The sequence below is a fragment of the Streptomyces sp. NPDC023527 genome, assembly GCF_055560115.1.
In genome coordinates, this window is record NZ_JBVHJJ010000003.1 from 269,179 (window position 1) to 282,216 (window position 13,038).

General features: G+C 65.6%; 18 protein-coding genes and 1 tRNA gene. 9 read left to right on the forward strand and 10 right to left on the reverse strand.

All coding sequences use genetic code 11. The features are described 5' to 3' along the window. Nucleotides 1-32 precede the first annotated feature (32 nt). Complete coding sequence (locus ACZ303_RS08215) at nucleotides 33-1,346, forward strand: M6 family metalloprotease domain-containing protein (RefSeq protein WP_467336337.1); 1,314 nt, start codon at nucleotides 33-35, stop codon at nucleotides 1,344-1,346. On the opposite strand, the gene ACZ303_RS08220 is transcribed toward ACZ303_RS08215, so the two are convergent. After that, nucleotides 1,303-1,935, reverse strand: a complete 633-nt coding sequence (locus tag ACZ303_RS08220) for a TetR family transcriptional regulator (RefSeq protein ID WP_467336340.1) — start codon at nucleotides 1,933-1,935, stop codon at nucleotides 1,303-1,305. The genes ACZ303_RS08215 and ACZ303_RS08220 overlap by 44 nt on opposite strands. A gap of 98 nt (nucleotides 1,936-2,033) precedes the next feature. Here ACZ303_RS08220 and ACZ303_RS08225 point away from each other — a divergent pair, with 98 nt between their 5' ends. From ACZ303_RS08225 to ACZ303_RS08245, 5 genes are all read left to right on the forward strand, one after another. Continuing rightward, on the forward strand, nucleotides 2,034-2,183 hold the full coding sequence (locus ACZ303_RS08225; RefSeq protein ID WP_467336342.1) for a hypothetical protein: 150 nt from the start codon (nucleotides 2,034-2,036) through the stop codon (nucleotides 2,181-2,183). Nucleotides 2,184-2,341: 158 nt separating this feature from the next. Further along, nucleotides 2,342-2,560: a DUF4190 domain-containing protein gene (locus ACZ303_RS08230; protein ID WP_467336693.1), complete on the forward strand. Its 219-nt coding sequence runs from the start codon at nucleotides 2,342-2,344 to the stop codon at nucleotides 2,558-2,560. 41 nt (nucleotides 2,561-2,601) lie between these two features. Continuing rightward, a tRNA-Arg gene (locus ACZ303_RS08235) sits at nucleotides 2,602-2,674 on the forward strand. Between the two features lie 121 nt (nucleotides 2,675-2,795). After that, on the forward strand, nucleotides 2,796-3,143 hold the full coding sequence (locus tag ACZ303_RS08240) for a transcriptional regulator (RefSeq protein WP_467336343.1): 348 nt from the start codon (nucleotides 2,796-2,798) through the stop codon (nucleotides 3,141-3,143). Next, complete coding sequence (locus ACZ303_RS08245) at nucleotides 3,140-3,811, forward strand: nucleotidyl transferase AbiEii/AbiGii toxin family protein (protein WP_467336345.1); 672 nt, start codon at nucleotides 3,140-3,142, stop codon at nucleotides 3,809-3,811. Before ACZ303_RS08240 ends, ACZ303_RS08245 begins: the two co-directional genes overlap by 4 nt. 419 nt (nucleotides 3,812-4,230) lie before the next feature. On the opposite strand, the gene ACZ303_RS08250 is transcribed toward ACZ303_RS08245, so the two are convergent. The 8 genes from ACZ303_RS08250 to ACZ303_RS08285 all read right to left on the reverse strand — a co-directional run bounded on the left by ACZ303_RS08250 (nucleotide 4,231) and on the right by ACZ303_RS08285 (nucleotide 9,571). Further along, nucleotides 4,231-5,892: an ATP-binding protein gene (locus tag ACZ303_RS08250; RefSeq protein ID WP_467336347.1), complete on the reverse strand. Its 1,662-nt coding sequence runs from the start codon at nucleotides 5,890-5,892 to the stop codon at nucleotides 4,231-4,233. After that, the gene (locus ACZ303_RS08255; RefSeq protein WP_467336349.1) at nucleotides 5,892-6,401 is read right to left on the reverse strand and encodes a HEPN domain-containing protein; all 510 of its coding nucleotides are present in this window, start codon (nucleotides 6,399-6,401) and stop codon (nucleotides 5,892-5,894) included. Before ACZ303_RS08255 ends, ACZ303_RS08250 begins: the two co-directional genes overlap by 1 nt. Before the next feature lie 404 nt (nucleotides 6,402-6,805). Continuing rightward, nucleotides 6,806-7,603, reverse strand: a complete 798-nt coding sequence (locus ACZ303_RS08260; RefSeq protein WP_467336351.1) for an aminoglycoside phosphotransferase — start codon at nucleotides 7,601-7,603, stop codon at nucleotides 6,806-6,808. Nucleotides 7,604-7,679: 76 nt separating this feature from the next. Further along, the gene (locus ACZ303_RS08265) at nucleotides 7,680-7,814 is read right to left on the reverse strand and encodes a hypothetical protein (protein WP_467336353.1); all 135 of its coding nucleotides are present in this window, start codon (nucleotides 7,812-7,814) and stop codon (nucleotides 7,680-7,682) included. Then, the gene (locus ACZ303_RS08270; RefSeq protein WP_467336355.1) at nucleotides 7,811-8,938 is read right to left on the reverse strand and encodes a radical SAM protein; all 1,128 of its coding nucleotides are present in this window, start codon (nucleotides 8,936-8,938) and stop codon (nucleotides 7,811-7,813) included. The genes ACZ303_RS08265 and ACZ303_RS08270 overlap by 4 nt, the downstream gene beginning before the upstream one ends. 11 nt (nucleotides 8,939-8,949) lie before the next feature. Further along, complete coding sequence (locus ACZ303_RS08275) at nucleotides 8,950-9,135, reverse strand: hypothetical protein (protein WP_467336357.1); 186 nt, start codon at nucleotides 9,133-9,135, stop codon at nucleotides 8,950-8,952. A 17-nt stretch (nucleotides 9,136-9,152) separates the two neighbouring features. Next, the gene (locus ACZ303_RS08280; RefSeq protein ID WP_467336359.1) at nucleotides 9,153-9,344 is read right to left on the reverse strand and encodes a hypothetical protein; all 192 of its coding nucleotides are present in this window, start codon (nucleotides 9,342-9,344) and stop codon (nucleotides 9,153-9,155) included. Further along, on the reverse strand, nucleotides 9,344-9,571 hold the full coding sequence (locus tag ACZ303_RS08285; protein ID WP_467336361.1) for a hypothetical protein: 228 nt from the start codon (nucleotides 9,569-9,571) through the stop codon (nucleotides 9,344-9,346). Before ACZ303_RS08285 ends, ACZ303_RS08280 begins: the two co-directional genes overlap by 1 nt. A 229-nt stretch (nucleotides 9,572-9,800) precedes the next feature. Here ACZ303_RS08285 and ACZ303_RS08290 point away from each other — a divergent pair, with 229 nt between their 5' ends. Together ACZ303_RS08290 and ACZ303_RS08295 are read left to right on the forward strand one after the other, a co-directional pair. Beyond that, nucleotides 9,801-10,967, forward strand: coding sequence for a helix-turn-helix transcriptional regulator (locus ACZ303_RS08290; protein ID WP_467336363.1), 1,167 nt, complete (start codon nucleotides 9,801-9,803; stop codon nucleotides 10,965-10,967). A gap of 20 nt (nucleotides 10,968-10,987) precedes the next feature. Continuing rightward, nucleotides 10,988-11,713 carry a 5-formyltetrahydrofolate cyclo-ligase gene (locus ACZ303_RS08295; protein ID WP_467336365.1) on the forward strand — a complete coding sequence of 242 codons (726 nt, stop codon included), beginning with the start codon at nucleotides 10,988-10,990 and terminating at the stop codon, nucleotides 11,711-11,713. 146 nt (nucleotides 11,714-11,859) lie between these two features. Here ACZ303_RS08295 and ACZ303_RS08300 read toward each other — a convergent pair whose 3' ends face one another. Beyond that, a complete protein-coding gene (locus ACZ303_RS08300) occupies nucleotides 11,860-12,417 on the reverse strand; it encodes a GNAT family N-acetyltransferase (RefSeq protein WP_467336367.1) in 558 nt (185 codons plus the stop codon). Nucleotides 12,418-12,856: 439 nt separating this feature from the next. On the opposite strand from ACZ303_RS08300, the gene ACZ303_RS08305 reads away from it, so the two are divergent. Then, nucleotides 12,857-12,997: a hypothetical protein gene (locus tag ACZ303_RS08305; protein ID WP_467336369.1), complete on the forward strand. Its 141-nt coding sequence runs from the start codon at nucleotides 12,857-12,859 to the stop codon at nucleotides 12,995-12,997. Nucleotides 12,998-13,038: the final 41 nt, after the last annotated feature.

Genomic DNA, 13,038 nt, shown 5'->3' on the forward strand with positions numbered 1-13,038 from the left:
GGATCGGGGGCCGCGCCCTGGAGGTGCCCGGCATGAAAACCCTGGCCATCATGGTCATGGCCATCACCACGCTCGCCCTCACCTCACCGGTGAGATCACAAGCGGAACCGGGTGACGCAACAGGGCCCATCGACGGGCACGCCACCGTCCGCACCGACGGACGCCGGCCGTCCGGCCCCTGCGCGCTGAACGGAATCACCAACACCGTTTCCGAGAGCGCGAGCACCCCGCCCGGCTTCACCCGGTCCAACGGCACCGTAAGAGCACTGACCCTGTTCGTGGACTTCCCCGACGCACCGGCCGAGGGCACCCCGCAGGAACGTTACGGCGAGTTCTTCCCGGCGGTCGCCGACTACTACCGGACCAGTTCGTACGGGCGGCTCGACTACCGCTCCACGCCGGTCTCGCGCTGGATCCGGATGTCGCGCCCGTACGACGCGTACGGCATCGAGCGCGGCATGCCCTTCGACCCGGGCGACGGGGAGGGCTACTACGCGCTCTCCGAGGAGCTGCTCGCGGCGGTCGACGACACCGTCGACTTCCGGGACTTCGACCTGATCAACGTGCTGGTCACGCCGAACGCGGGTCCGCCCGCGACCGAGGACGTGCAGTCGGTGACGTACGCGGGCTCCCCCACCGGGCTCGACACCAAGGACGGCGTGCCCTTCAAGAACGTCTCCTTCATCTGGAGCCGGCAGACCGGTGACAGCCCCTTCCGCGTCCTCAACCACGAGAACGCCCACAGCTTCGGCCTGCCCGACCTCTACTACACCGGCGGCCGCAGCGGCCTGCCGCGAACGCCCGTGGGCCACTGGGACCCCATAGACGAGGACTGGGGGCCGTCGAACGACTTCCTGGCCTGGCACAAGTGGAAGCTGGGCTGGCTGGCCCCGGACCAGGTGGACTGCGTCACCACCCGGGGGCCGCACACGCTCACCCTGACCCCCACCTCGGTGGCGGGCGGCACCAAGCTGGCCGTGGTGCCGCTCTCCCGGACCCGCGCCCTCACCCTGGAGGCGCGCGCGCCCGGACCGCTGGACCACACGGTGTGCCGCCCGGGCGTGCTCATCACCTCGGTCGCCACGGACATCCCCTCGGGCGCCGGGCCCGTACGCACCTCCGACGCCACACCCGGCAGCCACGGCTGCTACACCGACGACCCGAACGTCAACGCCCCCTTGAGCGACGCCCCTTACGTGGCGGGACAGCGCGACTCGGGCGCCGGGGTGAAGGTCGAGGTGCTGGGCCGGGACGGGGACGGCAACTGGCGGGTGAGGGTGACGAGAACGGGCAGGCCGGGCCTCAGCCCTCCCGCCCCTCCTGCCAGTGAAGACGACCAAGACTGATCAGCCGCAGCTGGCGCCGCGCGGTGTCGGCGATCCGCCGCTCCTCCTCGGGCCCGGCCTCCAGGAACGCCGACGCGGTCATCACCAGATGGTCGACATAGAGCCCGGCGAGCATCCGTACGTCCTCGTCGCTCCACCCCCGCGACGCCTCCTGCGCGCCGAGCGCCTGCGCGACCTCGTCCCCGAACCGGCCCAGCTCGGCGGCTATGGCCTCCCGGACCGCCCGCACCCCGCCGTGCCGCTCCCGCGCGATGAACCGCACATGCGCCGGGTGCAACGCCACGTGCCCGGCCACCACCTCGACGCTGCGGTCGATGACCTCCTGCGTCTCGGCCTGCTCGGCGAGCACGGCCCGCACCATCACATGCAGGCTGGCGAGCGACTCCTCCACGAGCGCCACACCCAGATCGGCCATGTCCCGGAAGTGCCGGTAGAAGGCGGCGGGCGCCACCCCCACGACCCGCGTGACCTCCCGCAGCCCCAGGCTGCTCAGGCTCTGCTCCTCCAACAGCCGCAATCCGGCGTCGAGAAGGGCTTGCCGGGTCTTCTGCTTCTGCGCCTGGCGGACGCCGAGGGTGCTGCTGCTCATGGGTTCAGTAAACAATTGTTTGCCATAGAGCGCCAGGAGCGGGTACGCTGATTCCAGTGAACAACTGTCACCACAACTGTTCACCGGAAGGAAAGACAATGATCTTCCTGATGGCGGCCCTCCTGATCCTGGGAGTCCTGGTGGGCGCCGCGGCACACACCCCGCTCCCGGTCCTGCTGCCGGCGGCGGGCGCCATCGCCCTCTGGCTGCTGGCCTTCACGATCCGGGAACGCACGAGGGAGCGCTGACGATGCCGACGACACTGACGAAGCCGACGCCGAAGCACGAGCAGCCGACCACGCCGTACGAGCGGCCCGGCACGGAACCGACCCGCACGCCGGAGGACTCCGCCGCGAGCACCGGGACCGTCGCGACCACCGCGGGCGGCACCGGCAACGCGGACGCCATGGCGATCTGGTCCTTCGTCCTGGGACTGGTGGGCCTGCTGATCTTCAACCTGGTCCTGGGCCCCGTGGCCCTGACCCTGGCGACCCTGGCCCTGACCCGGGGCACCAACCGACGGGGCCGCGCCTGGCTGGGCCTGACACTGGGCGCGGCGGACCTGATCGCCGTCACCACGTTGATGGCGGCGGACCACACCCTCTCCTGGAGCCTCGGCGCCTGACTCCCCCGCCCACCCACCCGCTACACTTACGGCGGCCCCACGCCTCCGTAGCTCAGGGGATAGAGCACCGCTCTCCTAAAGCGGGTGTCGGCAGTTCGAATCTGCCCGGGGGCACAGGCAAAAGGGCACCTGCCAGTCCAGGCAGGTGCCCTTCGACGTCGCACACTGACATCAGCGTCGATCCACCTCGATCATCATCGCCACACGCAAGCCTCTTCCGCGCGATAATCAGTGCATGGCCTCACCGCCCTCCGTATCCGAGCTGCGCCGCGCGAAGTACGCCCGACGGCTCCCCCAGGGACTCACCGAGCTTTCCGGCCCCGCCCACGGAACAGTGCGCCTACCGTTGCACCTTGCCTGGTCCGGGCTGACGGAGTTCGATCTCGGTCAGCCGCGCCTGCGGATGAGCTGCTACCGCATCGTCCTGGCCGAGGGTCTCCACGACGACTTGGTCCAGTACCTCGACCCGAACATGCTCATCAGCATGTGGCCGACACTGCGCACGCTGATCAGCCGGGACATCCGCGATGTCTGGGAAGCGACCTTCAGCGAGCTGTCTCCCGGTGCGCAGTCCGTCGCGTGAAACTCACTGAGCTGCACCACCGCCTGCTGACGGACATCCTCGCCGTGGGCACGGACTACCCGCTTGCACTCACTGGCGGTTACGCCGCCCAGGCACACGGCCTGGTAGACCGCATCAGTCAGGACGTGGACGTAGCGACCGAGAACCCAGCCGGTATGGAGGACATCGCGACCACGGTCCAATCCGGCTTGCAGGAACGCGGATGGCTGGTCCGCATGTTGGAGACAGACCCGCTGTCCGCCCGGCTGATCGTCACCGACCCGACCACCCGTGAAGAGTGCGAGGTCGATGTTCTCAAAGAGGTGCTCTGGAGCCCACCAGTACGCACAGAACTCGGTCTGACGCTCTCCCTCGAAGACACCGTCGGCACCAAAGTCAGAGCGCTGGCCGATCGCGGCCTCGCCCGCGATCTGATCGACGTCCACGCTGCCTCGGAGCACTGGAGCCGCCCCGACCTCGAAGAACTGGGCCGCCGCCACGCCCGCGACACGTTCGACCTCACCGACCTCCAAGCCCGCCTGGCCGGCGCGGACTGGATCGACGACTTGGAATTCGCCGCCTACGGGCTCGACGACCAAGCCATCGCCGGACTCCGCCGGTGGGCACAAGAATGGACGGACGACATCGCAGCACGGCTCCATGAGTCATCCCCTGCGGAGGAGGAGTAACACCTCCGGCAACACGCCCCCGAGGGAACGCCCCGCACCACAACGGCGACTGAGTCACAACTTTCTCTACAGGTCTTTCAAGACGACTCGCCCCGCTCCCCGCCCGCAGCCCGGCCCCCGGCCGGGCCTACGCTCCTGTCTCCGCCCCGCTCCAGCCCGGCCAGCGCCCGTACCGCGCGCAGCGATCAACCACCTAATGCCAGAGAAGCGGTACGTCGTGGCTGGGGCGGTCGGCTCCACGGCTTTAAGCCACCTCCTCGGTCTGGAGCCCGCGTTGAGCAAGACTAGGGAGCCACCTGTGCACATTGCGGGCAGATCCAAAGCCTGCCCGAATTGCCAACCAGCGTACGGCCCCTGATCATGCTCGACCCCAGACCTGGCAGGCCACCAGCCAGAACCGCTACGCCGACCTGCGGAGCTCAGGGCCCCCCGACTCGTTCAGCCGCTTTCTCGGCAAGCCGTTCCAAGTCGACCACTGGGGCCCGCCGCAATTCGTCACGCAGAAGCGTGCCGGGCAATTGCTTTTGGGTTCCCGCTGTCCCACTCACCCTGAAGTTCCACTTTCCGTCCTTCAGGTCAAGAATAGCGAGGCCCCGCTTCAGCCGAACGTCGGCGTACTCACTTAGGTCCAGAATATATACCTCATACTTGACTCCCGGCCTGTGCTGATCGGAAAGCGTGGATTGAATCAAGTGCGCAAAGCGCAAATCCACAAGCTGACCCAGCAGTTCATAGAAGTGATGAGACTTCTGTGCAACGTCCACCCTAAAGTAGGTGTATCCGGCTCCGCGCACTTCCGCAGCCAGGGTATCCAAGGCAGCTGTCAAGCTAACCGCGCTGTCCATAGAAACGTCCTGTTCCAGGTCCCTCTTCTTGCTCCTGGCGGCACGTCCAGCGGCATCCGCGACATCTTCCCTTCCAATTTCACGCGCCTTCGGTCGTGACCGTGCAGCCACGATGGAAGAAGCGAAAAGGTTCAGATAGTCACGCGGCACGCCGCCTGAAGCGAGAACCAGCCTGCCGAGCGCAGCATTCTGTGCGATACTGGACGGCTTGGCCAGTCCCGCAGTGGCAGTGTAGTTTGCCAACACCGACTCAAGAAACCGCTGCGTAGATCCCGGATCTTCGAGTGTAACATCGAGGTCGATTTTCGAAGCATCATGAGGAACTTCAATGCCAATTCTCGACGATGGCTCAAATGGCCGGGTCAAGCGCTCGATGCTAGCTACCTTGATCCATCCATCACAGTCACGCAGCATTCCGGCGACGCAGTCCAACAAGTGAGGTTGTGCAGTTTGCGGAAATAGGTAGAAATCATCAATGTACAGATAGAGGCGAACAAGACCCTCCCGCAGAACGGAGCGGAGAGACCGATTCAACTCGGCAACCATCTCACCGAGAACCGAGTCGGACACGGGACTTTCTGCCCGCAGCTGCGACAGTCGAGCGTTACTTTCCTTGAGTCGCACATAAGAATCGCCTTGTGACGATCCAGCATGTTGAATCAAGGAGTTGAGAGTGACCTCAGCAATTCCGAGGAAGGCGCTAGCAACGTCTAGGCGCCGCAGCGTATGCGCGTTAATCCAAGCGGTAACGTGCCCGTCTCTCTCTGCGCTTCGCTTCGCTTCCAGAAGAAGAGCTGTTTTCCCTACACCTCGTCGGCCGTACACGAGGTGGTGCCTTGATGCACCGACAGCCGCGAGGCTGGCCCTAGGGTCCTCCATGTACTTAAGACTCGGAAGTGCGTCAGAGGTACGGGACCTTGCCTCTAGCAACTGAATGAGCTGATCCATTTTTGGTCCCGAAAGGGGGCCTTTACCGTTCACCTCGCCCGTCTTTTTTTCTTCTGCTCGACGAGGCCTAAAAGTCACAACCAGAGACTGATTGGCCACCTCGGACACATCATTCAACGCCTGCTCGATTGAGCCCGCAAGGCTCTGTGCGGTTACCAGAGAGTCTTCATCGACCCATACGACGAACCACCTTTCTCCAGGGAAAGACCTCTCATCAACTCGGACGATTGAAATACCGGCCTCTTCGAGGACGCCGGAAATCAAGGACTCATAGTTGACACTTGACATCAGATGTACCCATTCGTTGAGGCGAACGACTCACAGGCCTGGAGGAAGTTCGCTGCGGTTACAGCGAGCGTTCGTGCATCATCTTCCCACTCGGTCTCATTGAGTGGGTACGCGTCATAATCCGCCTGATTGCGCAATAGGCGGGCGTCTATCAACTCGCTTTCACGAGTTGCGGAATCTGGCAGAGTCGGCGGAAGATTTCTGGGGAGTACGTTATGCCGTTCATAATCGTCACCCTTATTCTCGGCAAACACGATCGCCCGTGCAGCATGATACATTGCATAGTAATGGCGACTAATCGCTGATCTATATTGAGCGTCGAAAAGGAGTTTGTCTCCCGCCCTCAAATGTTCACCTGCCAGCAGTAACCTGTCTACCACGACCTGTTGCATCAGCTGTGAGATTGGGAAAAGGTACCTCCCCTTCCCCGTGGGGATGGCGGAAATGGCAGCGCTTTTGCTAGTTGAAATGTGGAGCAACAGTAGATCGGCAGGCGTGGCTACTGGCATGTGCTGCTGTGCCCCCCTCTTGGAAGTGAACGTTGCAGGCTATGCCATGGAGCCCCTGCGCGCTACCCGGCCCCGAGGCTGTCGACTTTCCAACTGAACTCACCAAAGCGGAATGCAAAACTCCGAATCCCGACGACTAGCGCCGGGAACAAAAAATCGTCGCCAGTCCGCTCAGCTGGGCTGTGTCCGGTGCGCAGAAGGGCGGCACCCACGGGCACCCACCGCGTACCAGGTGCAGCGGGGAACGGTGGGCAGTCGCAGTGAAGGCCACCAGGCTCGATTAGACCTTCTACTGATCGTTCGCCCAGGCCAGCCCCCGAACTGGCCACAAAGGCTCGCGACTTCCCAAGCTGAGGGCTCCGACCGTCGTCACGGGCCGGGCGAGCTGAGGTCCGGGCACCCGCTCAGCCGAGGCAGCGGTGCGCTGCCCAGCTACGTGCCGCTGTCCGCATGCGGAATGCCCAGGCGTCGGGGGCGTCTCCGGCGATCTCGTCCCAGAGCCGCCGCTGGGCCTGGGCGAAGGCATCGATCCCGTGTGCGGGCGCGGTGTTCCAGGCGGAGATCCCGCCCGCCCAGGTTTCCGCCTGGGCGGGGGTGTGGCCGCTGGCGATGAGCCAGAAGATCCACAGGGCGGGGTCGATCCATCCGGCGCCTGTGGAGGCCCAGGCCCAGTCCACGACACGGGCGCGGTCCTGGATGAGGACGTTGGTGGTGTTCCAGTCGGTGTGCAACAGGTGATCACCGTCGAAGAGTTCGAGGATGACCGGGTCGTCCACATAGGACTCCATCCGCTGGGGCATCGCACGCAGCGGGATGTCGGGACGGGCGATGTCCGCGAGGGTGCGCAGCGCTTCCACGACCAGGGAGAGGTGGGGCGAGCCGGGGTTGAAGTCGGCGTGCGGTGAGTCGATGTCCTCGAAACCGAGCAGGTTCCAGCCCGCCTCGCGGACATGCCACCGAAGAGCGGGAGCTACGGGCTGGACGTAGGGATTGATCGCGGCTTCCCGGTCCTGGGTCCACACGCGGGGGTGATCGGCGTGAAGCCCCTTGACGAAGACGGCGCCATCGGGAGTGTGCAGCCGCGCCGCGATTTCGCTGTTGAAGCCGGCCGAGAGCATCTCGGCCTTGAGGATGGGCCCGGCGACGGTCTCGATGGCGTCCTGGACCGCGGCGGGGATCTCGGTGAGGCGGTGAGTCGGCATGGGGGCAGGCTTCCAGACAGGAACGACCAGGGAGGCCGTAACGCGAAGCGCGTCACGGCCTCCCTCAGCGCAGGGGCTAGGTGTACGGGTTGTCGTCGTTGCAGCCAGGCTGCGAGGCGCTGGTGTAGGCATCCAGGTCGTCGATGAGCACGACCTCCTCGGTGTCCTCCGCCGCGCGCGTCGGCGTGAGTTCGACCATGACAGCGTTCATGACGTCACCTTCTCCTTCGGTTGTCCGTGCTGGCAGTAGTTGATCAGTGGTGCCTTCGCCTCCTGGAAGAGTTTGGCCAGCGGTCGGCAGACCCGGCAGGAGCCGGAGAGCTGACAGCCGGAGCATCCTCCGGTGCGAAGCATCAGGGAGTCGGCGATGCCGCCGAGACGGCTCAGCCCCTCAACTCCCTCGGCCATGAGGTCGATCTGCTGGTCGCGGCCGACCTTGCAGATCGAGGCCCGCCCGTGCGGGTCGGCGTGGAAGAACGTGTATCCGGCCGGGCAGCCGGTGAACGGGGCCCGTTGGGTAAGGTGCTCGGGCGACTGCGAAGGCAGGCTCTCGGCGCCTCCGTAGATGGTGGGGGACATGTTGGCGTACTCGCGGTAAGGAAGGCCGAGCCGTTCGGCCCAGGCCCGCATGTCCTCCTGCTCGTGGGCGTTGCGGTGGGTGATGACCAGGCTGAGGTCGATGTTCAGTCCGGCGTCCAGTGCGGCGTCGAGGCCCCGCGTGAACCGCTTGAACGCGCCTGTGCGGCGGGTGAGTCCGTCGTACGTCTCAGCACTCGCGCCGTAGACGCTGAGCGAGATCCTGGTGGGCCGGTAGGCGGTGAGCAGGTCGAGGACCTTGGGGTGCCAGAGCCGGGAGCCGTTGGTGAGGATCTCCGTCAGCATCCCCAGCTCGTACGCCAGCGCGTAGGCGTCGGGGAAGTGCGGGTCGATCAGCGGTTCACCGCCCGTGATCTGGAGCCACAGCACTCCCGCGTCCCGCATGATTCGCAGGAGTCGCTCCTTGCCCGCCCAGTCGAGGCCAGCGAACTTCTTCTCGCCGAGGTAGCAGTGCTCGCAGTCGAAATCACAACCTAGATTGATCTCCCAGGTGGCCCGGCTGTAGCCGTACGGAGCCGGGGCCCGCACCAGGAGCACCGCCGCGGCCAGGCGTCCCGAGAGGTCGATGTCCCACGAAGCGCGTGCCGCGCCCGTGATCCAGTTCGGGATGGCTTCGCCGCCGCCCACAGCCTGCTGGAGCTCGGCGAACCGGGCGCGGGGGATCTTGATCCCCTTCCGGCTTCCCGGCCGCACGACCAAGTGCTCGCCTTGGACCACACTGGCGATCAGCTCGTGCATGGCGATCCCTCTCAATCGGTAGAGGAGTCCGGCGATTCGACGTCTTGCGATTCCGGCAGGGGCACCGCGAAGCGACCACGGGCAGCTTCGGATGCGAGGCTGTCGTGGACGGTCAGGCCGAGCAGAGCCAGCCCAGCCGCGTTCCCGGCGAGCCACACCCCGGTGAGCCACTTCTCGCTCGCAGTGGTCGTGTCCATACGGCGTTGGCCGCTCACTAGACCCGCCGGTCCTGGCGTCGGCGGACCAAGGTCAGCCGCCCTGGGTCCTCGGCGATCCACTCGCCCGCACCAATGACGGGACGCAGCACGTACGACTGTCTGCGACGGACGTCGGTGATGATCGCCGCCCGCCCGGTCGTCTCGTCCCGCACCTCATCACCGACCCACGGCCGGCCGAGGACGGGCACTATCCGATCACCCCGTGCGCCACGCGGTCTGTGGCCACGGCCTTCTTGCGCCGCTCGATGGCGTTTTCGGCCTGGATGGAGAACAGCGTCATCTGATCCGGGTCGAAGACCAGGTTCACGGCCTCGATGGTGCCGTCCAGATGGTGCACGGAGATCGGGAGCGTGAACCGCTGCTGCCGGTGGTCGTAACGGAGATCCCGCTTCTGGGGGCTGGCGTGCGTGATCACGAAGTCGTCGCCTTTCCTCGCCGGTAACCGGCTTGCGGGGCTCACGCCGCGCCGCCCAGCTCGATGTACGTCCCTGCCGCATCACCGCCAGCAGGGGTTGACCTCCACAGAACCGCTCACCGACGGGCCGGACCAGGGCAGAATTGACGCCCCTCTGAGGCATCCGTGCGGCACATCCGGGCATCACCTGGGGAGTTGCCCTCAGAGGCACATCCGGGGAGATGACGTCATGGCGCTCAGTCGGCACCAGCTCGCGCAGCAGCGCAAAGCGCGGGGCTTCACGCAGGAGTCCCTGGCCGAGCACCTCCACGTGGACCGTTCCACCGTCGTCCGCTGGGAGAGTGGCCGAGGAGACCCGCAGCCCTGGATGCGTCCTCGCCTTGCCCGCGCCCTCGGCGTCACAGCCGAGCGGTTACAGGTCCTGCTGACAGCCCCGAGCCCGAACACCACGCCGGAAAGCGAGCGGCGCGAGTACGCAATGCGGCACCCCGAACGCTCCGACCTCAGCACCTGCGCGTCCTTGCGGACCGAGCTCCAGCAACTGGCAGAACGCTACGACGAGGTCCCTTCCGCCGGCCTCCTCGCCGAAGGCGGGCGACAGCTCGGACACGTCACCCTCCTGGCAGCCGAAGCCCGCAAAGGCCGGGTCCAGCGAGAACTGCGCACCCTCCAAGCGGACGCCGCCACCCTCATGGGCCAGCTCGTCTGGGACGCCTCCCAGCGGAGGGACCGCGCGACCGCCAACTCCTTCTACGCCCAAGGCGTCAGCGTCGCCCGCCACCTTCGCGACCACACCTTGGAAGGCCACGCCCTCCTGCGTACCTGCTACGTCGCCCTGTACGGAACCCGCGACGCCCAGGAAGGTCTCGACCTCGCCCTCCAGGCAGCGCACGCAGCCCAGGACTCAAGCCATGCCCTGGCCGGGCTCGCCATGCTCCACGCCGGGGAGGCCCACGCGATGCTGGGCCATGCCACTGAGTGCGAGAGCGCTCTTGGCGAGGCCGAGGAGTACCTGAACCGGGCTGGCACAGCCGACGCAGCCGCCGAACTGATCTCCCCTGCCCAGGTCGGCCGCCTGGCCGGCTCTTGCTACCTCGCCCTCGGGCAGCACCGCCGTGCCGAGCGAATCCTCACGGCCACAGCTGCCGCATTGCGCGATCGCAGGAAGTCTCGCGCGATTGTGCTGGGCAACCTTACGCTCGCCTTGATCCGCCAGCGCGAGGTCGAGGCCGCCGTCGAAGCCCTCGGCCAGGCCATCGAAGAACTGGAGCAGACACGCGGCGGCGGAGGCATGAACGTCGTCTTCGGCGCCGCGCGGGAACTGCGGCCCTGGCGCCAGGAACCGGGCATCCAGGACGTACACGACAGGCTGCTGGCCCTCATGGCAGCGCAGTGAACGGCAAAGGAGATCAACCGGTGCCCACCGAGCACGACCAGGCCAAAGAGCTCGTACGCCAGCAGGTGTGGCACGCGCTGGAGGCCGCCAAGGCTGTCCATGATGTCTCGGTCCACGGCCGCATCCCGAACTTCAAGAGATCGGACGTGGCGGCCGCCCGCCTTGCCGCTCTGCCTGCCTGGCAGGCCGCCACGATCGTCAAGGCCGTCCCCGACAAGGCACAGCTTCCTGTCCGCGCCCGGGCACTGGCTGACGGGAAGACTGTCTATATGGCCGTGCCGAGACTCGCCGGCCCCCGCCCGTTCTACCTGCTCGACCCCGACGAGATATCCGTCCCGCCTGTCGAAGCCGCGTCCAGCCGCGTCGCGGCGACCATAGCCCCCACGGTCGACGTCGACGCCCTCCGCCTCATCCAGATCGTGGTCCTCGGCAGCGTCGCCGTGAACCGGGACGGCATCCGCCTTGGCAAAGGAGCCGGCTACTCCGACCTGGAATTCGCCCTCCTGACCGAAGCCGGACTGATCAGCCCCGAAACCCTCGTCGTCACCACCGTGCACCCGCTCCAGGTCGTGGACAGTGCGATCCCCGCCACCGACCACGACGTCAGCGTCGACCTGATCATCACGCCCGACGAGGTCATTAGCTGCCCGAACCCACACCGCCCCACCGGCATCCTCTGGGACCGCCTCGACGCAAAGAAGATCGCTGCCATCCCGGCGCTGCAACGCAGGCACGCCAACCGCTGAAGGGCAGCACACCCTCAGGCGTGAACCGTTCCTGTGCCTCCGTGACGGAGGCACGGGAACAGCACGAAGGCCACCCTCACATCCGCTGAACTGCGAAAACGCAAATCAGGTGCGGGTCACGTTCGACCCGGCCCCAAACAAGCAGCTCACAATTCGCTCATCGAGTGCAGTTGGGCAAACTCGCCAGCCAGCATGCCCATCATGACGAAATCGTGGTGCTGGCCGGCGAGAAACACGTGATCGCGGAGGCGGCCCTCCTCGACGAATCCAAGCCGACGGTGAAGTGCCAGCGATGCCTCGTTATGCGCGAAGATCCGCGCTTCGCACTTGTGGTAGCGCCGCTCAGCGAACATGAAGCGAAGCAGCAGTACGACGGCTTCTGCCGCGTAGCCTTTGCGCCGGTGATCAGCGCCGATCGTGACACCGTACGCGAACCAGCCTGCACGTGGGTCAGCATGGTACGAGCCGACACCACCGACTAGTTCCCCCGTGTCGGTGGCTTCGATTGCCAACTGGAAGCAGTCACCGTCGGGCTTGTGGGCGGCCTGTTCCTTCGCCCAGGCGCGGTAGCCGTCGGCGGAACGGGGTGGGTGCAGCAGGTCTCCCAACTGCTCCTCTTCCGCGTCGAAGCGCATGAACGCGGTCCAGTCGTCGGGCTCAATACTGCGCAAACGTATCCGCTTGCCCGTCCAGAACGATGTCATCCCGCCATCCGACCACGGCGAACGGCGCGACGCAGGAAGCAATGCTCCACAACTGCCAGTAACCCGCAGGGATTCGGCCGTTCCGTAATCCTCCCGCAACACTCCGGGCCCCTTCGACGAAGGGGTGATCTTCACAGTCGGTGATCAAGAGAAGCCGCAGGAGCCCTCAGGAGTCGGCCTGTTGCAGCGCGAGACCTCGACATCTGCGGGAGGTGTCGAGCACTAAATTTAGGACATATATACACAGTCTGCTTGTTTCATGCCATTGCTGAGCTTGTTTACCAAGTAGCGCCGAACGGGTCACACGCAGCGTGATTGGCCAGTTCACTACATGGCCCTACCATCCACCGCTTCCGGTCAAGTAGTTTCATGCACAACGGACATGCCGACCACATTCTGGTTGACACGGTCGTTAAATCAGCTAACGGTCAATTAACACGTGGAGCATATTGTGAGCCTCAACGAGTTCGACCTCGACATCCGTAACCTCAACGACGAGGTCGAGGACGCCGCGCAGACCGGCATCCGCAGCATCACCTGCCTCACCGTTGCGTGCACCCTGGTCGCCGACGAGTCCTGACCTACCAGTAGAAGTCAGTAACTTACGCAAGGGCCGTTGCC